Source organism: Paractinoplanes tereljensis, from assembly GCF_016862435.1.
Taxonomy (GTDB): Bacteria; Actinomycetota; Actinomycetes; order Mycobacteriales; family Micromonosporaceae; genus Actinoplanes; species Actinoplanes tereljensis.
In genome coordinates this window covers 62,204-88,373 of record NZ_BOMY01000043.1, presented here as the reverse complement: position 1 = coordinate 88,373, position 26,170 = coordinate 62,204, and the positions used below count along the sequence as shown (strand labels likewise).

Below are 26,170 nucleotides of genomic sequence, written 5' to 3'. Positions count from 1 at the left end.
TTCAGTTGTGTTTCCAACACCTTACGTTGGCCTTAGGGACTTTCCGCCAGCAGAATCCCGAGGTGTGAGCCGAACAACGCCTACGACGTGATGTCCTTCCGGGTGAACCGCCAGAAAGCCAGCGACCAGAACAGGGTGGCGTAACAGATCGCCGCGATCGCGCCCTTGACCAGGTCGTCGACCTGCGGCGGGGTGGACAGCAGGCCCAGCCAGGCGTCGCTGAAGTGGGTCGGCAGCAGGTACCGCACGCTGCCCAGCGCGGTGATCTGGTCGAGGATGCTGGACAGGATCCAGAGCAGCACGGCGCCGCCGACCGCGCCTAGCGCCGCGTCGGTCAGCACCGAGAGCAGGAAGGCCAGACCGGCCACGACCAGCATGATGACGGCCAGGTAGGCGACGATGCCGAGCAGCCGCAGCAGGCCCTGACCGGGCGGGACGGCGGCCGCGATGGTGCTGCCCAGCGGGTGCCAGCCGTAGCGCAGGGTGCCGACCAGCAGCCCGGTCGTGGCCAGGGTCAGCAGCGCCACCAGCGAATAGCCGAGCGCCACCACCAGCTTCACGGCGAGCAGCCGGACCCGGGGCACCGGGATCGCCAGCAGATAGCGCAGGCTCCCCCAGCTGGCCTCGCTGGCCACCGGGTCGCCGCAGAACAGCGCCACCACCACGACCAGCAGGAAGCCGGCCGAGACGGCCAGGCAGAACAGCGCGAAGTTCAGGCCGCCCGAGGTGGCCAGGTCGACCAGGCTGCCGAACGCACCGCCGCCGTTGCCGTCGTCGTCGTTGTTCCCGCCGAACTCGAAGGCGACCAGGATGATCAGCGGCAGCAGCACCATGAAGCCGAGTGCCAGCTGGGTGCGCCGCCGCGACGCCTGCCGCCGCACCTCGGCCCAGATCGGCAGCGTCGCCGACGGCCGGTAACCCGTGACCGCGCTCATCGGTCCCCACTCCCCCGCGAGTTGTCGCCCACCAGGGCCAGGAAGGCATCTTCGAGTCGCCTGCGCGGCACCACCCGGTCCACGTCCACGCCGGCCCGCACCAGCGAGGCCACCGCCTCGGACCGCGAGGTGCCGTTCATGTCCACGATCAGGCCGGACGCACCATCGGGGGTCACCGACCGCACGCCCAGTTTTTCCAAGATCAAAGAAGCCGCCGGTACGTCGGAGACCTCGATCTGCACCGACGGCGACTCGCCAACGATGTCCTCGACCGGCCCCGAAGCCACGATCCGGCCCTTGTTCACCACCACCGCGTGCGTGCAGGTCTGCTCCACCTCGGCGAGCAGGTGGCTGGAGACCAGCACGGCCCGGCCGTCGGTGGCATACCGCTTGAGCACCCGGCGCATCTCGGCGATCTGTGGCGGGTCGAGACCGTCGGTCGGCTCGTCCAGCACCAGCAGCTCGGGCAGGCCGAGCATGGCCTGGGCGATGGCCAGCCGCTGCCGCATGCCGTGGCTGTACTTCTTGGTCTTGCGATGCACCGAGTCGCCCAGGCCGGCGATCTCCAGCGCGTCGTCGAAGTGCGCGTCGGCCTCCGGCCGCCCGGTCGCCCGCCAGTACGCCTTCAGGTTCTCCAGGCCGCTCAGGTGCGGCAGGAAGCCCGGCCCCTCGACCAGGGCGCCCACCCGGGACAGGATCGGCGCGCCCGGCATCAGGCGGTGCCCGAAGACCAGGGCATCGCCGGAGGTCGGCATGGTCAGGCCCATCAGCACCCGCAGCGTGGTGGTCTTGCCGGCACCGTTCGGCCCGAGCAGGCCGACGACCTGGCCACGCTGCACGCTGAAGCTGATTTCTTCAACGGCGACAAACCCATCCGCGTACGCCTTGCGCAGTCCCCGAACAACGAGGGGCGTCTCGGCGTACTCCTCGATGGTCTCGTCATGTCGACGACGCCGCAGGCGGCGGCGGATCAGCAGGACCACCGCCAGGCCCAGCGCGATCACCAGCAACAGGCCGCCCAGCACCCAGCGCCAGATGGTCTGCGGGTTGGCGATCGGCGTGCCCACCACGGTCGGCAGGGTGAGCGTCGACTCGACCTGCACGGTGTAGACGGCCGGTTTAGCCGGGGTGAGAAACGCCTGGTCACTGGTGGCGACGACGACCCGCACGAGGTGCCCGGTGTCGATCCGCCGGACGATCGCCGGCAGCGTCACGGTGACCGGCTGGGCCTGCTCGATCGAGGCCGGCAGGCCGGTGAGCCGCACCGGCGCGATAAGCCCGGCGCTCAGCGTCTCGGCGCCATCCTGATCGACGTCGTAGAGCTTGACGAACAGCGTGGCCTCGCCGGTCGGCGACGCCGCGCGCAAGCGCACCGTGGGCGAGCCGGCCACCTCGATCGCGCCGGTCACCGGAGTCGATTCGAAGGTGGCGTACTGGCCGGGAATGTCGGCGGCGACGCCGCCGAGCAGTTCACTCAGCCGGCTGCCGGCGCCGGGCAGCGAGGACAGCGCCGCCGGGTTGCCGTTGGGCGGGTTGGCGACCGGCTGCGCCGGCCCGGCGAGGGAGACCTGGGTGCTTCCGGTTCCACCCAGGCCGGGGTACGCCTCCGTCGAGTAACCGTTGGTCACCAGGCCGCGGTCGAGCGCGCTGAAACCGGCCACTCGCGAGTAGGTGAAGTCGTCCGACGGGGCATCACCCTCGCCCTTCACGTAGTGGTCGAGCCACTGGACGGTGAGGTATTTGACCCGGTCCTGGTCGGTCTGCGGGCCGGCCCCGCCGTCGTGGCCGCCGGTGAACCAGGCGACCTTCACCGGGGTGCCGGTCGCCGCGATGCCCTTGGCGTTGGCGTCCCCCTCGGAGAGCGGGAAGAGGGTGTCCACCGCGCCCTGGATCAGCAGGGTCGGCGCCTTGATCTTGTCGAGCACGGTGGCCGGGCTCGACTTGCGGAGCACCTCGAGCGTGGTGGCGTCGGCCGTGCCGGTGGTGGCGAGCTGCAGGTAGGCCGCGCAGACGTCGGCCGCGAACCGCCCGCAGGCCGGGTCGCTGCCGGCCGGCTCGGGCGCGTCGGGGAGCAGGGTCGCCGCGCCGTTGCCGAAGTAGAGGCCGGCCCAGCCCTTCTTGAAGACGCCGGTCGCGGTGGTGTCGGCCGACTGCTGCAGGAAGACCTTGGACAGGTCGTTCCAGGTGATGGACGGGACGATCGCGTCGACCCGGCTGTCCTGCCCGGCCAGCAGCAGGGCCAGCGCACCGCCGTAGGAACCGCCGACCACGCCCACCCGCGGGTCGCCGGCCGCGTCCAGCTGGATCTCGGGGCGGGCGGCCAGCCAGTCGAGCAGGCCCTGCGCGTCCCGCACCTCGTAGTCGGGGCTGTCCAGGTGGATCTGGCCGCCGCTGCGGCCGAAGCCCTGCGCGGTCCAGGTCAGCACCGCGTAGCCGCGGTCGGCCAGCTCCTCGGCGTTGTCGCTCACCGACTCCTTGGTGCCGCCGAAACCGTGCGCGAGCAGCACCGCCGGCACCTTGCCGTCCCGGTCCCGGGGCAGGTAAAGGCGGGCGTCCAGGTCGACGCTCTCGGTCCCGGCCGGTCCGGTCTTGACGGTGATCTGCTCGTCGGCGCTGGTCCAGCCGGTGCGGTCCGGCCACGCCGCCCAGCCGACCAGTGCGGCCACCAGGACGAGAACCACCGAGCCGGCGACGACGCGACGGCGGGTGAAGCGGAGCGACCGCAGGGATGGCATGCGGCAAAGCTATCCGGGAACTTCTGAGCCGCTGCTGTGAGACCTCTCAGCGGGCGTGTCAGCGATAGCGTGGACCCACAACATCCAGACGATGGAGGGCATCCCGCGGTGGCCGAAGAACTGACGCTGACCGTCACCACGCAGTCGGCGCCCCTGGACGCCCGCCGTGGCGTCGTGCGGCTCCACCCCGAGGTGATGGCAGCCCTCGAGATCAACCCCGGCGATCCGGTACGCCTGGTCGGCCGGCTCACCACCGCCTGCCGCGCGATACCGACCAAGACGGCCGACGCCAGCCGCGGCCTGCTCTACGCCGACGACCTGATCATCGGCAACCTCGGCCTGCGCGACGGCGGCCAGGTCACCATCACGAAGGTGCCGATCGTGCACGCCCGCCGGGTCACCCTGGGCGGACCGGCCGAGATCGTCGCCCTGGTTTCACCCGAGATGCTGCGACTCGCCCTGCTCGGCAAGGTGGTCAGCGCCGGTGACGACGTCTCGCTGCTCCCACAGGACGTGCTTCCCGGCGACCACCGGGCGCTGGTCGAGGCGGTCACCCCCAGTCTGAAGAACCGGCTCGGCTACAGCTTCACCAGCGCCCTGCTCAACGTCACCGCGGTCGACGACGCCGACGCCGTGCTGGTCAGCCCCGACACGGTGGTCGGCTGGGTGGGCGGCCACTACACGGCCGGCGGCCCGACCGGCTCGGTCGCGGTGGCCGCGAGCTCGCCGGCCGCCACCGACCCGGAGGTACCGCCGCCCAGCCTGGACGACCTGCCCGGGCTGCGCGCCCAGGCCAAGGAGCTGGAGGAACTGCTCGACCTCGGCTTCCACCACGGCGAGGTGCTGGCCCGGCTCGGCACCAAGGTGTCGCTCGGCGTACTCATCTCGGGTCCGTCCGGGTCGGGGAAGTCCGCGCTGGTCCGGGCGGTGGCCACCCGGGTCGGCGCGCGGGTGCTGCCGGTCTGGGCGCCCGAGTTGGCGGCGCTGACCAACGACTCGGCGGCGGCCCGGCTGCGCGGCCTGGCTCGGGACGCCCGCGGGGACGGGCCGGCCGTGCTTCTCGTCGCCGACGTCGAGGCGCTCGCCCCGCGGGAGGAGCCGGGGCCGATCTCCACCGTCTTCCACCAGGTGCTCGAGGAGATCGTCCGGGCCGGGGTGGCGGTGGTCTGCACGACCAGCCGGCCGGAGTCGGTCGATCCGTCGCTGCGCGCGCCCGACCTGCTCGCCGTGCAGCTCGCGGTGCCGCTGCCGGACGCGGCGATGCGCCGGGAACAGCTGAGCGTGCTCACTCGCGGGATGCCGCTGGCGGAGGACGTACGGCTGGATGACGTCTCCGGCCGTACCCCCGGATTTGTCGCCGCTGACCTTGGTGCCCTCGCCCGCGAAGCGGGGGTTCGGGCGGCCCTTCGCCAGAAGGACGCCGAATCACCCACCGTGACCATGGCCGATTTCGAGGCCGCACTCGACGTGGTGCGACCGACCTCGATGGCCGAGTCGACGCTCGAGGTCGCGGCGGTGACCCTGGACGACGTCGGCGACCTGGTGGACGTCAAGCAGATGCTCACCGAGTCGGTGCTGTGGCCGCTCACCTATCCCGACACGTTCGCCCGGCTCGGGGTGTCGCCGCCGCGCGGTGTGCTGCTCTACGGTCCGCCCGGTTGCGGCAAGACCTACCTGGTCAAGGCGCTCGCCGGGACCGGGAAGGCCAACGTGCTCTCGGTCAAGGGCGCGGAACTGCTCAGCAAGTGGGTGGGCGACAGCGAGCGGGCCGTGCGGGAACTGTTCCGGCGGGCCCGGGAGGCGGCGCCCACCCTGGTCTTCCTGGACGAGGTGGACGCGCTGGCGCCGACCCGGGGGCAGGCCACCGACGGCGGCACCACCGACCGGGTGGTGGCGGCCCTGCTCACCGAGCTCGACGGGGTGGAAGACCTGCGCAACGTGGTGGTGATCGGAGCTACCAACCGGCCCGACCTGATCGACCCGGCGCTGCTGCGGCCCGGCCGGCTGGAACGGCTGGTCTACGTGCCGCCGCCGGACGCGTCGGCGCGGGCGGCGATCCTGCGGGCGTCGTCGAAGGCGGTGCCGCTGGACGAATCGGTCGATCTCGACGAGTTGGGGGCCGCGCTGGAGGGCTTCTCCGCGGCCGACTGCGCGGCGCTGATCCGGGAGTCGGCGCTCGCGGCGATGCGGGACTCGCTGGAGGCGTCGACGGTGACGGCGGCCAACGTGGCTACCGCCCGTAAGCGGGTGCGGGCCTCGCTCGATCCGACCCAGGTGGCCTGGCTCGAGGCGTACGCCTCAACTCACCAGCCTGGCTGATCTTTCAGCGGCGGCGGGTGCGGGCCCGGGTGGCCCGCAGCCGGCGCAGGCGGCCGACCAGCACCGGGTCGTGCTCGGTGGCCTCGGGCTTGTCCAGCAGCGCGTTGAGCACCTGGTAGTAGCGGGTCGAGGAGAGGCTGAAGGTGTCCCGGATGGCCTGCTCCTTGGCGCCCGCGTGCTTCCACCACCGCGCCTCGAAAGCGAGGATCTCTCGCTCACGCTCGGTGAGGCCGGCCGGCTCCGCTGTCCGTGGCGCCGGAATGTGCTGGGTGGACTCTTCGGACGGGTCCGCGGCGGCGGGCTGCATGGTGCTCCAAATGCGAAGGCGAGGGGCCGCCAGCAGCATATGTTGCCGACGACCCCGCCGCATGACCCGCCCGACGTTACCTCACGTTATGTCCCGCTTACGCATTGTCCACATAGCGGCACCCACCACGAGCACCAGAATGATGGCGAGCGCGCTGCCCGCCATCTGCCAGGTGATCGTCAACGTGTCCGGCTGACAGGTGCCGGTGCCGTCGAGGTTGCACGCGTTGTAGTCCTGCGCGGTGTACTCCTTGCTCATCCAGGCGATGACCCAGAACGGCGCGAGGTACAGCTCCGGGAACTTCACCTGGGCGACGGCCAGCACCGCGGCCACCCCGAACTGGAAGACCACGATCACGCCGATCGCGACGCCGAGCGCCATCGCGGTGTGCCGGCCCAGCGACGCCAGCCCGAACCCGAGCGCGCCCGCCACCAGCACCAGAACCAGCGCCCGCAACTCCATCAGCCCGAACGACTGCCACACCCCGGAGGTCATCCCGATGGTGTTGCCCCGGGTCTTCGCGACGCCCCAGAAGGCCGCCGTCCAGAGCGCCGCCGTCACCACGGTCAGCCCGGTCACCCCGACCAGCAGCGCGGCCAGCTTGGTGGACAGCACCTGCAACCGGCGCGGCCGCCAGAGCAGCAGGTTCATCATGCCGCCGCTGCTCCACTCGGCCCCCACGAAGGACGCCCCGATCACGAACGCGGCCAGCGCCAGCACCGCCGCGAACGTGGTGATCATGTCAGGCAGGTTGTCCTTCAGCCCGAAGGTGGCCGGCATGTACCACTCCGCCTGGAAGTCCGACTCGGACGGCGCGATGATCTCGCAGTTCGGCGGGAACTGACTGGCCTTCGCGGTGCCCTGCGCCGCCTGGCAGTCCGTCTTCATCTGCTCGGTGCTGGCCACCGACTGCCGGTAGTCGGCCTGGGCCTTCGCGGTCGCCACGGCGATCTGGTCCGGCCCCACCTTCTGATTGGTGAGGAACACACCCACCACCACGGCGGCCAGAATCAGCAGCGCCCCGATCGCGAACAGCTTGGTGAACCGGCGCTTGACCAGCCGGCGCGTCTCCGCTCGATACAGGCTCACTGACCCCACCCCGCCGACACCTGATCCACCTGACGGTTCTGCCCGTCGACCGGCGCGGTGCCGGTCAACTCCAGGAACACGCTCTCCAAGTCGGCCGCGACCGGCGTCAACTCGCTGACGTAGATCTGCCGCTCGGCCAGAATCCGGGTGATCTGCGCCGGATTGCCGGCGTTGCCGACCGTGAAGAAGTCGGTGCCCAGCTCCACCTGGGCACCGGCGGTGCGCAGGATCTCGGCCGCCCCGAGCAGGTCGATCCCGGGTTCCAGCCGCACCTTCACCGACGACGACGTGTGCGTCGCCAGCACCTCGGCCACCGACCCGGCGGCCACCCGCCGCCCGGCCGAGATGATCGTCACCGAGTCACAGATCAGCTGGATCTCACCGAGAATGTGACTGGACAGCACCACCGTCATGCCCGACTCGGACAGCGTCCGCATCAGCGTGCGCATCTCCCGGATGCCGCCCGGGTCGAGCCCGTTGGCCGGCTCGTCCAGAATCAGCAGCCTGGGCTCCTTGAGCAGCGCCGACGCCACCGCGAGCCGCTGCTTCATGCCGAGCGAGTAGGTGCGTACCCGGTCCTTGGCCCGATCCCGCAGCCCGACCAGCTCCAGCACTTCCTCAACCCGCACCCGCCGCACCCCGCCCGCGTCGGCGAGCAGCGACAGCGTGTCCCACGCGGTGAAGTTCCCGAAGAACTGCGGGCTCTCCACGATCGCGCCGACCTGCCCCGCCACGGCCGGCAGGTGCCGCGGCACCTCCTGGCCCAAAATCGACATCCGGCCACCGTTGGCCCGGATCAACCCCAGGAGGGTACGCAACGTGGTCGTCTTACCCGAGCCGTTAGGCCCGAGGAACCCGTGCACCTGCCCGGCCTCGACCACCATGTCGAACCCATCAAGAGCCCGGCGCACGCCTTTCCGGCTGCGATAGGTCTTCTGCAGCCCAGCTATCTCGAGTACGGCGTCCATGCCGCGAGACTCTAGGCAGCTCCGTCAATATCCGGAATCCGCCGCCCCGAAATGCCGAAATTTCATGCGGAAGTGGGCCATGTTCGGCGGGGCCTTCCGAGGTCAGTGCGGCGTTTACGCTCCGTACACCTCCTCGAAAGGATCCACAGTGCAGCGCTTCGCCTGGCCGGCCCGTGTCGGTCTCGCACTGATCACCACTGCCTCGCTTGGTGTGCTTACTTCGGCGCCCGCGCAGGCCGCTTCGGCTGGGGTTGCGTCGGTGGTGGAGAGCACCAAGGTCAACTACAAGGCGGCCAAGGGCAAGCAGAACAAGGTGGTTGTCACGCTTGCCGGGCGCACCGTCACGATCGACGACGTGGTGGCGATCAAGGCCGGGGCCGGGTGCAAGGCGGTCGCGGGGGACAAGACCAAGGTTCGCTGTACGACGAAGGCGGCGCCCACCCGGGTGCGGGTCTACACGTACGACCGGAACGACTCGATCGTCAACCAGGCCAACCTGCCGTCGACCCTGAACGGTGGCAGCGGCAACGACAGCATCGGCGGCGGGCCGCGCGGTGACCTCATCACCGGGGACATCGGCAACGACAAGCTCTGGGGCAACGGCGGCAACGACACCATCTACCCCGACATCGGCAACGACATCGTCCATGGTGGCGCCGGCAACGACGGGATCATGGACACCGGTGGCACCTTCGTCAGCAACGACTGGCTGTACGGCGATGACGGCAACGACACCCTCTGGGGTTACGTCGGCAGCGACCACCTGTACGGCGGCTACGGCGAGGACTGGCTGTACGGCGGTCAGAACTCCGACTACCTCGACGGCGGCTACGGCGACGACTACCTGATGGGCAACGACTACTGCACCTGGCCGGAGGCCGGCGGCTGCAACGCCAAGGACACCCTGATCGGCGGCCCGGGCAACAACCAGATCGTGACCGGCCTCTAGGCGCTGATCACCTGGACGCCTGCCTCGCGGAAGGCGGCCAGCGTGGCCGGTGGGGCGCCGGAGTCGGTCACCAGGGTTTCCACCTTGGTGATCGGGCAGATTCGGGCGAACGCGTGGCCGCCCAGCTTGGACGAGTCGGCGATCACCACCACGCGCTTCGCTCGGGCGACCATCAGGCTGTTCATCGCGGCCTCGCCCTCGTGGTGGGAGGCCGCGCCCAGCTCCACGTCCAGGGCGTCCACGCCGAGCAGGACGATGTCCAGGGTTACCTCGTTGAGCAGCGCGCCGCCGAGCGGGCCGACCACCTCGAAGGACTGGGGGCGGACCACCCCGCCGGCCACCACGATCTTCATGCGGGAGCGGACCAGCAGCTCGTTCGCGATGTTCAGGGCATTGGTGACCACCGTCAGCTGGGAGCCCTCGCCGCCGGTGTTCAGGTCGGGGCGGACCGCCAGGGCCCGGGCCACCTCGGTGATCGTGGTGCCGCCGTTCAGGCCGACCACCGTGCCGGGAATCACCAGGCCGGCCGCGGCCTCGCCGATGCGCTGCTTCTCGGCCGAGTGCTTGGCGCTCTTGTAGCGCAGCGGCAGGTCGTAGGAGACGCCGTTGGCGACCGCGCCGCCCCGGGTCCTGGTGATCATCTGCTGCTGGGCCAGCTGGTCGAAGTCACGCCGAATGGTGGCCTGGGAGACATCAAGGCGCGCCGAGGCGTCCTCGACGCTGACCCGGCCGGTCTCCGTGAGTAACTCGAGCAGGGCATTCCACCGCGCGTACCGGTCCACCAACCACTCCCGATGCACGTTTCGTGATAAGTGTGTGCACATTAGTGCGCGAAAGGCCGGGATGCAAAGCTCGCCCCTTGCGCGGTCGGGGGATGACTGTTGCGTCCACGCCTACCCTCCGCGCAGAATAACGCTCGAAAGTGCCGGGAACCGCGCGCTTATGCGCAGCCGCGACGATGCGACCTGCCTTTGAGACCGAAGGGTGGCCCATGACGTACGTCAAGGCGGAGATCGCAAGCCAGCCGGACTGCTGGCGGCTCGCCGCGAAGCTGGCCGACTCCCCGGGCCTGCCGGTCCGTGGTGAGCGGGTCGCGGTGGTCGGTTGTGGCACGTCGTGGTTCATGGCCAAGGCCTACGCGGCACTCCGCGAGCAGGCCGGGCACGGCGAGACCGACGCGTTCCAGGCTTCCGAGTTCCCGCACACCCGCAAGTACGACCGGGTTGTCGCGATCACCCGCTCGGGCACCACGACCGAGGTCGTCGAGCTGCTCAGCACCCTGCCGAAGACCACGGTGATCACCGCCGACGGTGGCCAGCCGGCCGCCGCCCTCGCCACCGAGGCGATCGTGCTGGACTTCGCCGACGAGCAGGCGGTGGTGCAGACCCGCTTCGCGACCAGCGCCCTGGCCCTGCTCCGCGCCCACCTGGGCGCGGACATCGAGTCGGTGGCCGCCGACGCCGAGGTGGCCGTGCGGATGCCACTGCCGGTGCACCCGGCGCTGGCCGAGCAGATCACCTTCCTGGGCCGGGGCTGGACGGTCGGCCTGGCCGAGGAGGCGGCGCTGAAGTGCCGCGAGGCCGCCATGTTCTGGGCCGAGGCCTACCCGGCGATGGACTACCGGCACGGCCCGATCTCGATCGCCGCGCCGCGCCGGGTGGTGTGGGCGTTCGGCGAGATCCCGGTCGGGCTGGCCGACGACGTGGAGGCGACCGGCGCTCTGTTCGTGCACAGCCGCCACCACGGCGGTTACGCAGCGCTGGGCAACTGGTGCGGCGGCCGGGCGCCCCTCGACCCGATGGCCGACCTGGTGCTGGCCCAGCGAGTGGCCGTGCTGCTGGCCACCAGCCAGGGCCTCGACCCGGACCACCCGCGAAACCTGACGAGATCAGTGGTTCTGGCGTGAGCGGGCCCGTCGTCGTAGCACTGGACGTCGGCGGAACAGGCATGAAATGCGCGTTGGTCCGCCCGGACGGCACCGTTCTGCATGAGGAACGGCATCCCACCCTGGCCGCCCGCGGGCCCGAGGCGGTCACCGCGAACATCCTGGAGATCGCGGCCGGCCTGGCGAACCGGGCCGAGAACCCGATCGCGGTCGGCATCGCCGTCCCGGGCGTGATCGACGAGGAGAACGGCGTCGCGGTCTGGTCGTCGAACGTGGGCTTCCGCGACGTACCCCTGCGGAAGTTGCTCACCGACCGGCTCGGGCTGCCCGCGGCGCTCGGCCACGACGTCCGCGTCGGCGGCCTCGCCGAGGCCCGCCTCGGCGCCGGCCGAGGCCAGCGCTACGTCCTTTTTGTCGCCATCGGTACGGGCATCGCCGCCGCCCTGGTGGTGGATGGCTCGACCTACGGCGGCGCCCACGGAGCGGCCGGCGAACTGGGCCACATCGTGGTGCGGCCCGGCGGCACTCCCTGTGGCTGCGGCGCGCGTGGCTGCCTGGAGGCGGAGACCTCGGCCCGGTCAATCGGCCGACGATATGCCGAAATATCGGGCAAGAGCGGCGCGACAGCCTTCGACGTCGTCGCGCGGCTCGATCAAGATCCAGCAGCAAGACAGGTCTGGCACGAGGCCATCGACGCCCTGGCCGACGGCCTACTGACCGCCCAGGCGCTCTACGACGTAGATGTCCTGGTCCTGGGCGGCGGCCTGGCCGAGGCGGGCGAGGCCCTTCTCGAACCACTGCGGAACGAGCTGAAGAAGCGGCTCACCTTCCACCGGATGCCCCGGATCGTCAAAGCCGAACTGGGCGACACCGCCGGATGCAAGGGCGCGGCCCTGCTGGCCCTCGACCACCTGGAGAAAGCTTGATCAGCGGCCAGATCGTCCGTCCCGGCGCCGTGCTCCGCGGCCACCTGCACCTCGACGGCCCGCTGATCGGCGAGATCATCGAGGACGACCGAGTCGGCGACGACATCATCGTGCCGGGCTTCGTCGACCTGCACTGCCACGGCGGCGGGGGCCACACCTTCACCGAGGGTGACCCGGACGACGCCCGCGCGGCCGCCGCCTTCCACCTCGCGCACGGCACCACCACCATGCTGGCCAGCCTGGTCAGCTCCCCGTTCGACCTGATGCGCGACGCCACCGCCGCCTACCTGCCCCTGGTGCGGGCCGGCGTGCTCGCGGGCGTGCACTTCGAGGGGCCGTACCTCTCGGCCGCGCGCTGCGGCGCGCAGAACCCGGAGTTCCTCCGGGACCCGTCGGTCGAGGAACTGTCCGCGCTGGTCAAGCTGGGCGAGGGCACGGTACGGATGGTGACCGTCGCGCCCGAGCTGCCGGGCGCCCTGGACGCCATCGCCTTCCTGAGGGACCACGGCGTGATCGCGGCGGTCGGGCACACCGATGCCTCGTACGCCGATGTGCTGGCCGGTGTCGCGGCCGGCGCGACCGTCGGCACCCACCTGTTCAACGGCATGCGCCCGCCGCACCACCGCGAGCCCGGCCCGGTGATCGGCCTGCTCTCCTCGATCGCGGTCTGCGAGCTGATCGCCGACAACATCCACCTGCACCCGGGCATGCTGGCGTTCGCCGCGAAGACCGCCGGACCGGGCCGAGCTGCCCTGATCACCGACGCGATGGACGCCACCGGCATGCCGGACGGACGCTACGACCTGGGCGGCCAGGAGGTGATCGTGGCGGACCGGGTGGCCCGGCTGGCCCGCAACGGCTCGATCGCCGGCAGCACGCTGACCATGGACGAGGCGCTGCGCAACGCGGTCGCGGCCGGGATCCCGCTGCCGGACGCGGTGGCGATGGCCACCGCCACCCCGGCGAAGGTGCTGGGGCTCGCCGACCGCGGCGAGATCACCACGGGTAAACGAGCCGACCTGGTGGTGCTCGACCCCGAGCTGCGGGTCAGACGCGTGCTGCGGGCCGGGACGGAGATTCCGCCCACCATCGGGTAGGGATCCGCTCGATCAGCCGGGCCAGGAACAGCCCGAGCAGGGCGCCGGCCACCGAGTCGGTGACCCAGTGGAACCCGGTGTAGACCGTGGTGCAGAACAGGATCGTCACCGGCACCACCCGGACCCCGGTCCACTCCCACCGGCGCAGCGGCCGCCGCAGCAACGCGGCCAGCAGCAGGGCCATCACGGCGTACCAAACCATGCTGTTGCCCATGTGGCCGGAGGGATAGCTCATCGCCTCGACGCCGGAGGCGGCGGGGTTGAACATGATCGCCTTGTCCGGACCGTCGAAGCGCGGCGCGGCCCGGTCGGCCCAGATCTTCAGCGGGCCGATGGTGACGTAGGTCAGCACGAACGCGGCCACGAACGGAATTACCGCCCGCCACGACCGGGTGCGCCAGAACAGCAGCCCGGTCAGGATCAGGCCGATCGGCATCAGCACCTGACCGCCCTGGCCCAGGTAGTTGAAGACCCGGGCGGTCCAGTAGATCGGGGCCGGCTGGTGGGCCAAGGACCAGTCGGCCACCCGCTGGTCGAACCGCAGCAGGTGGCCGTTGATCAGGGCGACGGTAAGCGCCACGAACGCCGCCACCAGGGCCGCGTCGATCCACCAGCGTCGGAGGGACGAGATCACGCCCTCAAAACTAGAGGAGGGTACGCAACTTGGCGGCCAGCAGGTCGCCGCGTACCCCCGAGTTGGGGCAGCCGCCGAAGTGATGCAGCGCCACCACCTTGTTGGTCTTTCTCGACAGCACCGGCGAACCGGACGAACCGCCCTCGGTGTCGCAGTAGTAGGCGACGTCCGAGGCCGCCGTGTACCCGGTGTAGCCGGGGTCGGTCACCGAGCAGTTCCCGGCCTTGTCGCCGAGCGAACCGGCGATCCGGGTGGGCTCACCGGCCGGGTGCTGCGGAACGTACAGCTCCTGGTTCTTGGCCGGCCGGGCCGTGTCGAGCTGGAGGAAGCCGAACTTCTTGATGGCGTCGAAGTTGTCGACCGTGAAGAGCGTGTAGTCGTACGTGTGGTCGGTCGACAGCACCTCCTTGCCCCACACCTTGGTGGGTTGGAAGACGTCGTACCCACCGCAGGTCGCGCACTGGTAGTTGAACCAGACCTCGGTCTCGTAGGCCGCGCTCGAGGTGGTGAAGCAGTGGTTGTTGGTGAGCATGCGGTTCTTGATGCCGACCCGCCAGCCGGTGCACAGCTCGGTGCCGTTGATCAGCAACCGGGCGATGGCCTTGGATTTGGTGTAAGCGACCGGGTCGGCCGAGCGGTAACAGACCGCGTCCTTCGACGTGTCGGCGCCGCACACCGACTCCTCCCGGCCGGTGCGACCAGGCGGGATGAGCTGCGACTCCGGCTGCCGCGACTGTTCGTCCCGGCTGAAACCGCGGGCGACCCGGTCGACCCCGACGCCGAGGGCCCCGAGCAGATTGCCGGCCCCCATCGGGTTGGCCGCGCGGTGCATCTCCAGCACGGCGGTGTCCCCGGTGACCGACATCGCCCACTTGTTGACCGACCCGGTCTCGAGGACCTTGGGCGCGTCGTAGCGGTAGGACTCGGTGCCGTCCGCGTTGGCGACGGTCAGGTAGTCACCGGGCAGCATCGCCATCCGCTTGAAGTGCAGCTTGACGTAGGACGCGCCCGGGTAGCGGAACGTCTCCTTCTGCGGGCCGCGCCCCAGGTAACCGAGCAGGCGATCGACCCGCACGAGCTCGCCGACCCGCTGCCGGCCGTCGACCGTGGCCGACTCCAGCGGGCGGTCCGCGGCCGACCGCTCGGGCGCGGGGGCGACGACATCGCCCTGGCCCTCGGCCTCCTCCGGGGTCAGCACCCGGCCGGTCTGGGCCGGGTCCGCCGGGTCTGCTGGGCCTGCCGGGCCCGCCGGGTCCGCTGGTTGCGCTTGATCCGCCGAGACAGGCGTACGGGCGACGCCGGGTGCCTCGTGCCAGGTGCCAACCGGGCGGCCGTCGTCACCGGCGTACCGCCACGCCGTGACGCCCGTCGCACCGGCCAGCACCAGGGCCGCGCACGCCCCGGCGGCCATGCCAGCCTTACGTCGCATCTCAACCGCCATTCACGTCATATCACGGGAAATTTGAACTGATCCAGCGTTCTCGAACCTGTGTAACGAGCCACCTGCGGCCGCGACGCGCCGCAGCGACGGGCACACTGGTGGGGTGCGCATCACGTCCGCTCTCATCGACCCGGCGCTCCTCGAGCTGCCCTGGAGCATCCCGCTGGAGGAATGGCCGGCCGACCATCTGGTCGCGCTGCCGCAGGGCATCTCCCGGCACATCGTGCGGTTCGTCAAGCTCAACGACGTCGTTTACGCCCTCAAGGAGACCCGCGAGCGGATCGCCGAGAAGGAGTACGACCTTCTGCGCGCCCTCGAGCGCATCGACTTCCCGTCCGTCGAGGCGATAGCCACCGTCACCGACCGGTTCGACGTCAACGGCGAGCCGCTGGAGACCATCCTGGTCACCCGGCACCTGCAGTTCTCGCTGCCCTACCGGGCGCTCTTCTCGCACGTGCTGCGGCCCAACACGCTCAACCGGCTGCTCGACGCGATGGTCGCCCTGTTCGTCCGGATGCACCTGACCGGCTTCTTCTGGGGTGACTGCTCGCTGTCCAACACCCTGTTCCGGCGGGACGCGGGCTCCTTCGCGGCCTACCTGGTGGACGCCGAGACCGGCAACCTCTACCCGAAGCTGTCCGAGGGCCAGCGCAGCGAAGACATCGAGATCATGCGGGTGAACGTCTTCGGCGAGTGCCTCGACCTGCAGGCGGCCGAGCTGCTGCACGAGTCGATCGACCCGGAGCAGGTGGTCGACGACATCGTGTCCCGCTACGAACGGCTGTGGCACGAGGTCACCTACGAGCAGGAAATCGCCCAGCGGGACACCCGGCACGATCTCGAGGGCCGCATCCGCCGGCTCAATGAGCTCGGCTTCGACGTGGCCGAGGTGGCGATGTCCACGGTGGACGGCGGCATCCGGGTGCGTCCCAAGGTCGTCGACGCCGGTTACCACACCCGCCGCCTGCTGCGCCTGACCGGCCTGGACGCCGAGGAGAACCAGGCCCGGCAGCTGCTCAACGACCTGGACACCTACCGGGCCGAGAGCGCGCTCACCGACGAGCAGCAGGCCGCGCACCGATGGCTCACCGAGGTGTTCGAGCCGGTGGTCCGGGCCGTCCCGCAGGGCATGCGCCGCAAGCTGGAACCGCAGGAGATCTTCACCCAGATCATCCAGCACAAGTGGCTGCTGTCCGAGAAAGCCGGGCGCGACGTCGGCATGGCCCCGGCCGTGCAGTCCTACCTCACCGACGTGCTCGCCAAGAAGCCGGACGAGCAGGCCGTGCTCGGCGTCGAGGTCAGCGAACTACCCGCCGAGGTCTGACCGGGGCGCGGCCGCCTGCTGGCGGAGTGCCCGCAGGCCGGCCCGGCGGGCGACCACCACGACCTCGTCGCCGGGGGCGAGCACCCGGCGCGGGTCGGGCCGCCAGTCGACCCACTGCTCGCCGGCCGCGCGCATGGCGATCACCCGGGCGCTCCGCGGCCGGTCGACCCGGCTGAGCGGCGCACCGTCCAGATCGGAGCGGGCTGTCACCTCGACCGCGGCCACCAGCAGCGCATGCCGCTCGACCGGGATGGTGGCGAGCACCTCACGTTCGAGCAGCGCGGCTGCGAACGCCGGCGCGCACAGCCGGGGCACGCTGCGCGAGATGTTGATGTCGAAGACGTCCTGGACCCGGGTGGCGAAGTCGTCGTCGAACAGCCGCAGAACCACCCGCAGATCGCTGCGCGCCGCCCGGGCGTGCAGCGCGGCCTGCAGGTTGACGGCGTCGTCGGTGGAGACCACGACAAGCGCCCGGCAGGTGTCGATCGAGGCGGCCCGCAGCGTCTCGGCCTGCGACGCGTCCCCGACGATCACCGGTAGGCCGAGCTCCTCGGCGACCCGCACACCACGCGCGTCCGGTGCCACGTCGATCGAGACCACGTCCACGCCGAAGTCGTTCAGCTGGCGCAGGATCCGGGTGCCGACGTTGCCGAGCCCGACCAGCACGACATGGTCGGCGTGCTCGCCGAACACCTCGCCCCGGTCCCGGGCCAGCCGGGTCTTCACCACCCCGTCGACCACCGCCGCGGTGATCAGCGGCAGCAGCGCGACCCCGGCGACGGTCAGCACGAGCTGCGCGGCCTGGGCGATCGGCCGCCGGTCGGGCTCCACATCGGAGGAACCGACCACGGTCAGCATGGTCAGGTAGATCGACTCCCAGAAGCCGTGCACCCCGGTGTACCGGGTGAGCACCGCGCCGGCCGCGACGGTCAGCGCGACCGCCACCCCCACCGCGACCGCGAGCTTGCGGGTCATGCCCACCCGCAGTGCCCGCCGATAGGAGAGGCGGCGACGGGTGCGGCCGCGCCGGCGCCGGGCCACCGCCGGGCCGGCCGACCGGCCGACGGCCTCGGCCAGCACGAGATCACTCGGGCCGGCCTCGTCGTCGCCCGGCAGCACCGCGATCTGTCCACCCTCGACCGACGCGGTCAGCGGCAGCACCACGGTGCCGTCCGCCGCCTCCGTCCGCCGGGTCACGTAGAGGGTGCGGCCGGCATAGCGGAAGTGAACCGGCGCGACCTCGCCGAGGGCCGCCGCGACGAACGCCGGGGTAGCCATCGCGGCGTCGGACAGGACCGCGCAATCGGCGAAGAGACGACGCACATTCTGTGCGAGACCGGTAGTGAACATCCGCAGGACCAACCGCAGATCGCCCTCCACCGAACGGGCACAAAGCGCCGCGTGCAGGTTCACCATGTCGTCCGGCATGGCCAGCGCGAGGCCCGCCGCACCGGCCAGCCCGGCCTCCCGGAAGGCTCGTTCGTCGAGCCGGGCGGCGGTGATCACCCGAACCCCGCGAGCCTTCAGATCATCGAAGTTCGGCACGTCCGGGCGCAGGTCAGGCGGGGTGATGACGGTGATCCGCAGCGGCCGGTCGGCGCCGATCAGCTCCTCGGCAAGGGTGTAGACCAAGGCATCCGAGCCGCACACCACCACATGTGGACGGTCGTCGGAGTTGCGATCACGCAGGCGCGACATCAGCTCCTTGATCGGTTCACCGGGCACACCCGCGATCGTAGCGAGCCGGAACCCCTCGGCGTGGCAAGTCGTTGCCCCTTCCGACGCTATTCGTCCGAGTTTGCACAGTCCTGGAGGAATTCAGTGCGCAAGTTCTGGTATGCCGGTGCGGTCTTCGCCGGCGGGATCTTCCTGTTCGGTGCCGCCGCTCCCGCGCAGGCCGACCTGGTGCCCGGAACCGGCACGGCGGAACAGCAGGCCGACGAACAACTCGCCAGCCTGCTCGGCCGCTCCAACGGGGCCACTGTGGAGAATCCGCTCCGCCACAGCACGCTGGGCAAAACGCCGCTGGGTGCGCCGCCGCTGGTGGACTACGCGGCCGGCCACAACGGCACCGACCTCAAGCCGGCCCTGACCGGCGAGCCCACCACGAAGGCGGGCCCCGTCACGTCGGGCCTGCTTCCGGACGGCGACACACCGGGCGCGGTGCGGCCCACCACCCCGCGTCAGGCCGAGTCGTTCGAGGGTGGCCTGCCGCTGCTCGGCGGCCTGGGTGGCCGGCTTCCGGCGAACGCGACGCCGACGAGCCGGCCGGCCGACGACGAAGACATCCCCGACGCGTTCGGCCTCCCGGCCGGCGGCATGGACCTCCTCCCGGGCGACCTGGAGCCGGACTCGGACCTCGACCTGGACCCGGACTCGGACTTCGACCTGGACGCCGACTCGGACCTTGACTCGGACCTGGACTCGGACCTCGACCCGTACCTGGACTCGGACGTGGACCCGGATCTGGACCTGGACGCCGACTCGGCCGCGGACCCGTCCGACGTCGCCCCGGCGCCGGCGAAGAGCACCCCCGCCAAGGCCAAGAAGGTCAAGAAGGCCCCGAAGCCGACCGCCACCGTCGACGACCCGCGCCTGCTCGAGGAGCCGATCGACGGCGAGGCCCGCCGCGGCTTCTCCCCCGGCCGCCCGGTGGCCGGCGTGGACGCGCAGTACAGCTAACACCAACCCCCTTTTCAGATGCCCGTCCGGCCCCGCCGGGCGGGCATCGCCGTCTCGGCGGCCAGGCCCAGCAGCTCATCGACCGGCCACTGGTCATAGGCGTGCCGGCCGTACTTCCGGGCCACCGTGCGGCCGTCCGGGGCGATCAGGAAATCGGCGGGCAGACCCAGGCGGCCGTTGGCCTGATGCGACGCCGGCGCCTTCTCCCGGCCGCGCAGGACGGCGATCGTGCCGCGGGTCACAGCGCGCAGCAGCGGCAGGTAGACCCGCGGATGCAGCAGGGCTCGCCGGGAGGCGCCGACCCCGAACTCCGCGTACAGCAGCTTCTGCGGATCGGCGATGACGGCGAACGGCAGGTCATATTCCGCCAGCTCGGACGCCGGCGAGTGGAAGACGACCACCTCGCGCAGGCCAGCCGCCGCGATCTCGTCGTGCCGGCGGACGATCTCGCGAAGATGCAGGTTGCAGATCGGGCAGCCGGCGAATCGCCGGAACTGCAGGTGGACGAGGCGATCGGGATCGGGGATCGGCACGGTAGTGCCGTCCACCGCGGTCAGGTTGCGCACGGTACCTGCCCCTCGTAGGCGTACAACGTACATTTAACAGCGTAGGCGTACCGCGTACGCTGTCAAGCCGTGCCCCGCCCTCGCTCGCTGCAACCGGACCGCCTGGCCGCGGCGGCCGTCGCGATCATCGATCGCGATGGCCTGGCCGGCCTCACCATGCGCGCCGCCGCCCAGGAACTCGGCCTGAGCACGATGGCCCTCTACCGCTACGTCGCCGACCGCGACGAGCTGGAGCTGCTGGTCTGCGAGTGGGTCCTGCGTGACCTCGACGCCACCGTGCCCGACGGTCCGATCTGGACCGAAAACCTGAAAATCCTCAGCCAACGCGTACGGGCATCGCTCGCCGCCCACCAGCGGGTGGTGCCGTTGCTGATCGCGAACCGTCAGCGGTGCCACGCCGTGCTGCGCTGGACCGAGTCGGCGCTGGCCGTGCTCACCGCGGCCGGATTCGACGACGCCGACCGGGTGGTGGCGCTGCGTGGCCTGGTCGCCTACCTGAACGGCGCGCTCCTGCAGGAGAGCCTCGGCGCGCTGGCCGGCCCGGGCACGCTGGTCATGGCCGCCCTGCCGGCCGCCGACTTCCCACTGCTGCGCGACACCGCCCGCCGCGCCGGCACCGTCAGTGCCGACGACGAGTTCGACGGCGGCCTGTCCATCGTCCTGCGCGGCCTGGCCGCGATGGTCAGCTGATCCGGTCGGGCACCCGGCGCCCCAGGGTCACGTTCACCGCGACCAGCCCGACCAGCACCGCGGCCAGCAACTCCAGCGACGCGTGGGTGAGCGGGGTCAGCAGCGCCAGGACGACGGCGACCGGGAAGGCCAGCAGCATCGGCCCGCTCTGGTGCGGGCGGATGTGCAACAACCAGACAAAGAACAAATAGACCGCGACGGGTACGGCGATCGCGTAACCGGCGAGGGTCGAGGAGATCTCGGCGTGGTGGGTGGCGTGGTCGACCGCGACCCCCAGGCCGGCCCCGACCGCGGCCGCGGCGGCGAAGATGAAGTAGTGGCCGTAACCCCACAGGAACGACGTGCGCAGCGTCGTGACCAGGGCGTGCGCCGAGCGGTCGAAGTACAGCCACCACAGCGCGAAGACGATCACCAGGCCCGCCACGGCCAGCCGGAGCAGCACCGTGTTGTAGTCACTGCCCTCGTCGAGAGCCCCGCGGAAGGCGAGCGTCGCGGCCGAGACCGACTCACCCAGCACGATGATGGTGAACAGGCCGTAGCGCTCGGAGATGTGGTGCGGGTGATAGGTGGTCGGGCCACCGCTGGCTCGCTCGGCCCAGACCGGCACCGCCACGTCGGCCAGCACGAGCACCAGGAACAGGGGCAGCACCGGCCAGGACTCCGGGGTCCACAGGCGCAGGATCCAGAACAGCTGCACCACCGCGACACCGATGGCGTACCGCTGGGCGACGTTGCGGCGTTCCGGGTCGGAGCGGGACGCGCGCAGCCACTGTGCCACCAGGGCCAGCCGCATGATCACGTAACCGATGGTGATGATCCGGAAGTCGGCGTCCTCGAACGCCGGGCCGACCCCGGCCGCCAGCACCAGACAGCCGGCGATCTGTACGAACGTGGTGAGCCGGTAGACGTCGTCGTCGGTGTCGTAGGCCGAGGCGAACCAGGTGAAGTTCATCCACGCCCACCAGATGGCGAAGAAGACCATCAGGTAGCCACGCAGGCCGGACAGCACGTGGTGCTCGGCGATGCTGTGGTGCAGCGGCGCGGCCGCCTGCGCCACCGCGACCACGAAACAGAGGTCGAAGAACAGCTCGAGCGGGGTGGAGACGCGATGCGGCTCGTCGGTGCTGCGGGCCCGCATCGGGACCAGCCAGTTGCGGGTCGGGCCGGTCATTCGCCAACTCCCTCGAGCAGGTCCCAGTTGAGCAGCGTGAACGACGTCTCGTCGGTAGCGCCGGCGCGGCGGTAGGTGGCCAGCGCGGCTTCGTTGTCGACCTCGGTGCCGACCCACATGCCGTAGCAGCCGTTCTCCCGGGCGATGCCGGCCAGCTCGGCCACCAGCCGGGTGCCGATGCCCTGCAGACGAGCCACCGGGGCGACCCCGAGCTCGTAGATGAACATCTCGGTGCCCTTGTCCGGGTGGGTCATCTCGACGCCGGAGATCATCCCGACGGCGCGACCGCCCTCCTCGTACGCGAAAAGCAGGTGGTGGCCCGGTGTCGCGAGGAAACGCTCGGTCGCCGCCGCGATCGGCGGCGCATCGAAGAGGTCCGCCGCGGCCAGGACCGCGGCGGCGTCCTTGATCCGTTCGACGCGCATGCGGCCACCTTAGGGGCCGTTGGTCACGAGCCGGTCATAGCCTGGGCGATGGCCAGCGTGTCCTGATATTCGCGCCAGTGCGTGATGCGGTCGCCGGCGACGCGGATCACCGCGATCAGCGCGCTGGACCGGCGTTCGCCGGTCGCCGAGTGGGTGCCGCCGAGGTGGTACTCCACCACGATCACGGCCGGGTCGGCGGTCTCGTGGACGACGTCGATCACCATCTCGTCGAGCCGGAACGGCAGCGCGGCCCGGGCCGGGCCGGCCATCGCGGCGAACGCCGCGCGGCCCTCGATCCGGCGCGGGCCACCGGCCGCGAACGGCCACTCGATCACCACGTCGTCGGCCAGGTAATCGGTGCGGACCTCGCCGGCGTTGATCGCCCGCTCGAAAACCTCCCGTGTGTTCATCGCGCACCCCTCCAGTAAAGTGAGTCTCGACTCAGGTAAATTATGAGTCACGACTCACTTTGTCAATCGGGAGCGCCCATGCCGCCACGCGCCGACGCCGTCCGCAATCGCGCCAAGATCCTCGAGGTTGCCGCCCGGGTCTTCGCCGAACAGGGCGCCGCGGCCTCGACCGAGCAGGTGGCGGCCGAGGCCGGGGTCGCGATCGGCACGATCTTCCGGCACTTCCCGACCAAGGCCGACCTGCTCGCCGCGATCATGAAGGACACCCTGGCCGGCCTGGCCGCCCGAGTCGCCGCACCGGACGCGACCCTGTTCGGCGTCTTCACCGACCTGGTCGCCTCGGCCGCCGCCCGGCGCTCGGTCATCGACCTGCTGCCGCAACTCGAGGTGGCCGAGTCGATCGCCCAGTTCCACGCGGTGGTGGCCGGGCTGCTCACGCGCGCCCAGCGGGCCGGCGAGGTGCGCGCCGAGATCGGACCGGACGAGGTGATGGCATTGCTCGTCGCGGTCTGCCAGGGTGCGTTGCGTGGTGGATGGTCTCCGTCGTTGCAGCGCGACACGCTCGCCATCGTCTTCGCGGGCCTGCGCCCCGGCGAATCCGTCGTACCCGCGTCGTAGCATGACGGCCGAGGGTGAGGGGGCACAGTGTGACCGACGGCGATGGCTTCGTGCTCGGGGTTGACCTGGGCACCTCGCACACGGTGGCGATGCTGCGCCATCCCGACGGGCGCACCCGGCCGCTGCTCTTCGACGGCCAGCCGCTGATGCCGTCGGCGGTCTATCTGGACACTTCCGGCCGGCTGCACGTCGGGGCCGACGCCCTGCGGCTCGGGCACGCCGATCCGGCCCGGCTCGAGCCCAACCCGAAACGACACGTCGACGACGGCACCGTGCTGCTCGGCTCCGACCAGGGCATTCCGGTCGCCGACCTGCTCGCGGCGCTGCTCGGCGCCGTCGCCCGGGAAGCGGTGGCCACCACCGGGTTCCTGCCGCCGGCCATCCTGACCTTTCCGGCCGCCTGGGGCCCGCCGCGCCGGGCGGTGCTGAGCGAGGCGCTCGGCCGGGCCGGCTGGCCGGCCTCGACCCGGCTGGTGCCGGAACCGGTCGCGGCCGCGCGCTACTTCGCCGAGGTGCTGCGCCGGCCGGTCCCGACCGGTTCCTCGCTCGCCGTCTTCGACTTCGGCGGCGGCACCCTCGACGTGGCCGTGGTGCACGCCGACAAACCGGGCATCTTCTCGGTGACTGCCTCGGGCGGGGCCGACGACCTGGGCGGGCTCGACATCGACGCGGCGCTCGTCGAGCACCTGGGCAAATCCCTGGCCGGCGGCGAACCGGCCGCATGGCAGCGACTGACCGAGCCCACCACGCTGGCCGAGTGGCGAGCGCGGCGCCGGTTCTGGGACGACGTGCGCGGCGCCAAGGAGATGCTGTCCCGCAGCTCGTTCGCGCCGGTCCCGGTGCCCGGCGTCGAGCACGCGGTGCACCTCACCCGCGACGAGCTGGAGGCGGCGGCCGACCCGCTGGTGCGGCGCGGGGTGTCCGAGACGGCCGCGGTGATCGCGGCGGCCGGCCTGAAACCGGCCGATCTGGCCGGGTTGTTCCTGGTCGGCGGCTCGTCCCGGATCCCGCTGGTGGCCCGCCTGCTGCACAGTGAGCTGGGCATCGCCCCGACCGTGCTGGAGCAGCCGGAGCTACCGGTTGCCGAGGGCGCGATCATCGCCGCCGCCCAGGCCAACTCGGCACCCGCGCAAGCGAGCCCGGCGCCCGCACCGGCGAAATTCGCCACCGGGGTGGCCACCTCCGCTACGCCGACGCCGACGTCGGCCACCCGGCACGACTCGCCGCCGCCGATCACCGACACGCGCGCCGAAGCGGCCGCGCCCACCTCGGCGCCGCCGGTGTCGGGGCCGCCAGTGTCCGGGCCGCCGCTGCCGCGCCCGGTGTCCGGGCCGCCGACGCAGGCCGCGCCGCCCGAGGAGGAGACCGACGAACGGCTGCGGGCCGCGCCGGTCGACCCGTGGGCCACCGGCGAGGTCGCCGCGATGCCCACCACGGCCGATCCGATCCTCGGACCCTCGTCCCCCGCGCCGACGACGCCGCCCTACCCCGGATCGCCCGCGCCGCCCTACCCCGGATCGCCCGCGACGGGCCACCCGCAATACGCCGGATGGCCGGGGACGGCGCCGGCGCAACCCCGCACGCCGCCCGGCGGCGGGCCGGTGAGCGCGACCAAACCGGAAGCTCCCGCCCGAACCACGGGACGCCGACGTAGGGCGTACGTCTTCATTGCCTCGGCCTTGACCGTCGTTCTTGCCGCAGGGGCCGCCCTGGCCTGGGTTTTCTGGCCCGACTATCGGGCCCTCGACTATCACCCGCTCAGCGAGCCGCGCCGGATCACGCCGGTCGTGCCGGTCACCTCGGACTGGTCCGATGCCGAGATCTATCGCGATCGAGCCTATTTCGCCAGCTCCGACGCCGACAGCAACGGCCTTGCGGGCGTGGTCGCGATCGGGCTGAACGGCACCGAACCGATCTGGACCAGCCGGGAAGCCGGCACCGCGACCCGCTGGAAATCGATGGTGCCGCTGCCGGTGGGGGTGGCGCTGTTCACCGATCTCGACTCGGCCAACGACTACCGGCGGCGGATGGTCGTCCTCGGCGCCGACCACGGCAACCTGCTCTGGCAGCGGACTCTCGACCAGGACGACGAGGTGTTCTTCGCCGGCGACTCCGCGGTGATCGCCGATCGGCCCGGCAAACGGCTGATCGGCGTCAAGCTCACCGACGGCACCGAGCGCTGGTCGCAGCCCGACCCGACCAGCACCCTGTCCACCGCTACCAAGGTCCTGCTGGCCACCACGCCCAAGGATCTCGGCGGGCCGGCCACCGTGTTCGGCCGGGCCTTCGAGCCCGACCTCAGCGACGATCCGCGGGTGGTGCAGATCGCCGCCGACAAGTCGGCCCGGGTGATCGACGCGAACACCGGCAAGATCCTCACCTCCCGGCAGAACGTGGCCGAGCCGAAGGACGAGGTGGTCGCGCACAACGGCCGGCTCATCGTGCTGCAGCCCGATGACCAGCGCATTCTCTCCTACCGGCTGGACAAGCTCGGCGAGCCGAAGGTCGTCTACACGACCCAGGCGGCCGACAGCCAGATGAAAGACGTCACCCCCTGCGGCGACGACCGGGTCTGCTTCGACGAGGAGATCTCCTACGACGCGAAGACCACCACCGTGGTCGCGCTGGACGTGGCGGCCGAGGACGACACCGTGGTCTGGCGCTACAAGCTGGCCAACGTCAGCACGATCGTCCCGGTCGGCGAGGCCGTCCTGGTCACCACCACGGTGCCGGAGACGACCCTGATCGACGGGACCGGCAAGCGGGTCTGGACGCACACCGGGGAGGCGGCCCGGCTCGACGGCGGCAACCTGCTCGAGTTCTCCAAGGCCCTGAGCCTCTCGCCGAGCGACCCGGCCCTGACCGGGCGGCACCTGGGCGACGCGGCGGTGCCGCTCGGCTCGCTCAGCGACATCCGCTCCGACACCTGCGCCTGGAGCACGTCGATGCTGGCCTGCGCGGCCGAGAAAGACTTCGTCCTGCAGCAGTTCGCGGGATAG

The 26,170-nt window shown here is 71.2% G+C and carries 23 protein-coding genes; 10 read left to right on the top strand and 13 right to left on the bottom strand.

Annotated features, from left to right (window positions below; genetic code table 11):
- Positions 1–80 precede the first annotated feature (80 nt).
- Positions 81–935: an ABC transporter permease gene (locus tag Ate02nite_RS34200; RefSeq protein ID WP_203812024.1), complete on the bottom strand. Its 855-nt coding sequence runs from the start codon at positions 933–935 to the stop codon at positions 81–83.
- Entirely contained in the window at positions 932–3,670 is a 2,739-nt protein-coding gene (locus Ate02nite_RS34195) for an alpha/beta fold hydrolase (RefSeq protein WP_203812023.1), read from the bottom strand. Before Ate02nite_RS34195 ends, Ate02nite_RS34200 begins: the two co-directional genes overlap by 4 nt.
- A gap of 108 nt (positions 3,671–3,778) precedes the next feature.
- Here Ate02nite_RS34195 and Ate02nite_RS34190 point away from each other — a divergent pair, with 108 nt between their 5' ends.
- Entirely contained in the window at positions 3,779–5,989 is a 2,211-nt protein-coding gene (locus Ate02nite_RS34190) for an AAA family ATPase (protein ID WP_203812022.1), read from the top strand.
- A gap of 4 nt (positions 5,990–5,993) precedes the next feature.
- Here the strand turns inward: Ate02nite_RS34190 and Ate02nite_RS34185 are convergent, their stop codons facing one another.
- The 3 genes from Ate02nite_RS34185 to Ate02nite_RS34175 all read right to left on the bottom strand — a co-directional run bounded on the left by Ate02nite_RS34185 (position 5,994) and on the right by Ate02nite_RS34175 (position 8,353).
- Entirely contained in the window at positions 5,994–6,296 is a 303-nt protein-coding gene (locus tag Ate02nite_RS34185; RefSeq protein WP_203812021.1) for a DUF3263 domain-containing protein, read from the bottom strand.
- Between the two features lie 81 nt (positions 6,297–6,377).
- Positions 6,378–7,385 (bottom strand): ABC transporter permease subunit, encoded by a 1,008-nt coding sequence (locus tag Ate02nite_RS34180; protein WP_203812020.1) that lies wholly within the window; start codon positions 7,383–7,385, stop codon positions 6,378–6,380.
- Positions 7,382–8,353 (bottom strand): ABC transporter ATP-binding protein, encoded by a 972-nt coding sequence (locus Ate02nite_RS34175; RefSeq protein WP_203812019.1) that lies wholly within the window; start codon positions 8,351–8,353, stop codon positions 7,382–7,384. Before Ate02nite_RS34175 ends, Ate02nite_RS34180 begins: the two co-directional genes overlap by 4 nt.
- 148 nt (positions 8,354–8,501) lie before the next feature.
- Here Ate02nite_RS34175 and Ate02nite_RS34170 point away from each other — a divergent pair, with 148 nt between their 5' ends.
- Positions 8,502–9,302: a calcium-binding protein gene (locus tag Ate02nite_RS34170; protein WP_203812018.1), complete on the top strand. Its 801-nt coding sequence runs from the start codon at positions 8,502–8,504 to the stop codon at positions 9,300–9,302.
- Here the strand turns inward: Ate02nite_RS34170 and Ate02nite_RS34165 are convergent.
- Positions 9,299–10,084: a DeoR/GlpR family DNA-binding transcription regulator gene (locus Ate02nite_RS34165; RefSeq protein WP_203812017.1), complete on the bottom strand. Its 786-nt coding sequence runs from the start codon at positions 10,082–10,084 to the stop codon at positions 9,299–9,301. The two genes, Ate02nite_RS34170 and Ate02nite_RS34165, sit on opposite strands and share 4 nt — an antisense overlap.
- A 209-nt stretch (positions 10,085–10,293) precedes the next feature.
- Between Ate02nite_RS34165 and Ate02nite_RS34160 the strand changes: the two genes are divergently transcribed.
- The 3 genes from Ate02nite_RS34160 to nagA are packed head-to-tail and all read left to right on the top strand — an operon-like array spanning position 10,294 to position 13,210.
- Positions 10,294–11,208 carry an SIS domain-containing protein gene (locus Ate02nite_RS34160; RefSeq protein WP_203812016.1) on the top strand — a complete coding sequence of 305 codons (915 nt, stop codon included), beginning with the start codon at positions 10,294–10,296 and terminating at the stop codon, positions 11,206–11,208.
- Positions 11,205–12,113, top strand: coding sequence for an ROK family protein (locus Ate02nite_RS34155; protein ID WP_203812015.1), 909 nt, complete (start codon positions 11,205–11,207; stop codon positions 12,111–12,113). Before Ate02nite_RS34160 ends, Ate02nite_RS34155 begins: the two co-directional genes overlap by 4 nt.
- The gene (nagA, locus tag Ate02nite_RS34150) at positions 12,113–13,210 is read left to right on the top strand and encodes an N-acetylglucosamine-6-phosphate deacetylase (RefSeq protein WP_438871284.1); all 1,098 of its coding nucleotides are present in this window, start codon (positions 12,113–12,115) and stop codon (positions 13,208–13,210) included. Before Ate02nite_RS34155 ends, nagA begins: the two co-directional genes overlap by 1 nt.
- Here the strand turns inward: nagA and Ate02nite_RS34145 are convergent.
- Positions 13,161–13,844 (bottom strand): phosphatase PAP2 family protein, encoded by a 684-nt coding sequence (locus Ate02nite_RS34145; RefSeq protein WP_203812013.1) that lies wholly within the window; start codon positions 13,842–13,844, stop codon positions 13,161–13,163. The two genes, nagA and Ate02nite_RS34145, sit on opposite strands and share 50 nt — an antisense overlap.
- Before the next feature lie 10 nt (positions 13,845–13,854).
- A complete protein-coding gene (locus Ate02nite_RS34140; protein ID WP_203812012.1) occupies positions 13,855–15,273 on the bottom strand; it encodes a S1 family peptidase in 1,419 nt (472 codons plus the stop codon).
- Between the two features lie 115 nt (positions 15,274–15,388).
- Between Ate02nite_RS34140 and Ate02nite_RS34135 the strand changes: the two genes are divergently transcribed.
- On the top strand, positions 15,389–16,609 hold the full coding sequence (locus Ate02nite_RS34135) for a DUF4032 domain-containing protein (protein WP_203812011.1): 1,221 nt from the start codon (positions 15,389–15,391) through the stop codon (positions 16,607–16,609).
- Here the strand turns inward: Ate02nite_RS34135 and Ate02nite_RS34130 are convergent.
- A complete protein-coding gene (locus Ate02nite_RS34130) occupies positions 16,592–18,334 on the bottom strand; it encodes a potassium channel family protein (RefSeq protein ID WP_239147923.1) in 1,743 nt (580 codons plus the stop codon). The genes Ate02nite_RS34135 and Ate02nite_RS34130 overlap by 18 nt on opposite strands.
- A gap of 96 nt (positions 18,335–18,430) precedes the next feature.
- Here Ate02nite_RS34130 and Ate02nite_RS34125 point away from each other — a divergent pair, with 96 nt between their 5' ends.
- Positions 18,431–19,291 carry a hypothetical protein gene (locus Ate02nite_RS34125; protein WP_203812010.1) on the top strand — a complete coding sequence of 287 codons (861 nt, stop codon included), beginning with the start codon at positions 18,431–18,433 and terminating at the stop codon, positions 19,289–19,291.
- 14 nt (positions 19,292–19,305) lie between these two features.
- Here Ate02nite_RS34125 and Ate02nite_RS34120 read toward each other — a convergent pair whose 3' ends face one another.
- Positions 19,306–19,857, bottom strand: a complete 552-nt coding sequence (locus Ate02nite_RS34120; protein ID WP_239147922.1) for a peroxiredoxin-like family protein — start codon at positions 19,855–19,857, stop codon at positions 19,306–19,308.
- 69 nt (positions 19,858–19,926) lie between these two features.
- Here Ate02nite_RS34120 and Ate02nite_RS34115 point away from each other — a divergent pair, with 69 nt between their 5' ends.
- The gene (locus Ate02nite_RS34115; RefSeq protein WP_203812008.1) at positions 19,927–20,547 is read left to right on the top strand and encodes a TetR/AcrR family transcriptional regulator; all 621 of its coding nucleotides are present in this window, start codon (positions 19,927–19,929) and stop codon (positions 20,545–20,547) included.
- On the opposite strand, the gene Ate02nite_RS34110 is transcribed toward Ate02nite_RS34115, so the two are convergent.
- Genes Ate02nite_RS34110 through Ate02nite_RS34100 form a run of 3 tightly spaced genes read right to left on the bottom strand, consistent with a single transcriptional unit; the run spans position 20,540 to position 22,553 of the window.
- On the bottom strand, positions 20,540–21,718 hold the full coding sequence (locus Ate02nite_RS34110) for a low temperature requirement protein A (protein ID WP_203812007.1): 1,179 nt from the start codon (positions 21,716–21,718) through the stop codon (positions 20,540–20,542). The two genes, Ate02nite_RS34115 and Ate02nite_RS34110, sit on opposite strands and share 8 nt — an antisense overlap.
- Positions 21,715–22,143, bottom strand: a complete 429-nt coding sequence (locus tag Ate02nite_RS34105) for a GNAT family N-acetyltransferase (protein WP_203812006.1) — start codon at positions 22,141–22,143, stop codon at positions 21,715–21,717. The genes Ate02nite_RS34110 and Ate02nite_RS34105 overlap by 4 nt, the downstream gene beginning before the upstream one ends.
- A gap of 23 nt (positions 22,144–22,166) precedes the next feature.
- Positions 22,167–22,553, bottom strand: coding sequence for a nuclear transport factor 2 family protein (locus Ate02nite_RS34100; RefSeq protein WP_203812005.1), 387 nt, complete (start codon positions 22,551–22,553; stop codon positions 22,167–22,169).
- Between the two features lie 78 nt (positions 22,554–22,631).
- On the opposite strand from Ate02nite_RS34100, the gene Ate02nite_RS34095 reads away from it, so the two are divergent.
- Together Ate02nite_RS34095 and Ate02nite_RS34090 are read left to right on the top strand one after the other, a co-directional pair.
- On the top strand, positions 22,632–23,171 hold the full coding sequence (locus tag Ate02nite_RS34095) for an SbtR family transcriptional regulator (RefSeq protein ID WP_203812004.1): 540 nt from the start codon (positions 22,632–22,634) through the stop codon (positions 23,169–23,171).
- A 29-nt stretch (positions 23,172–23,200) separates the two neighbouring features.
- Positions 23,201–26,170 (top strand): Hsp70 family protein, encoded by a 2,970-nt coding sequence (locus tag Ate02nite_RS34090; protein ID WP_203812003.1) that lies wholly within the window; start codon positions 23,201–23,203, stop codon positions 26,168–26,170.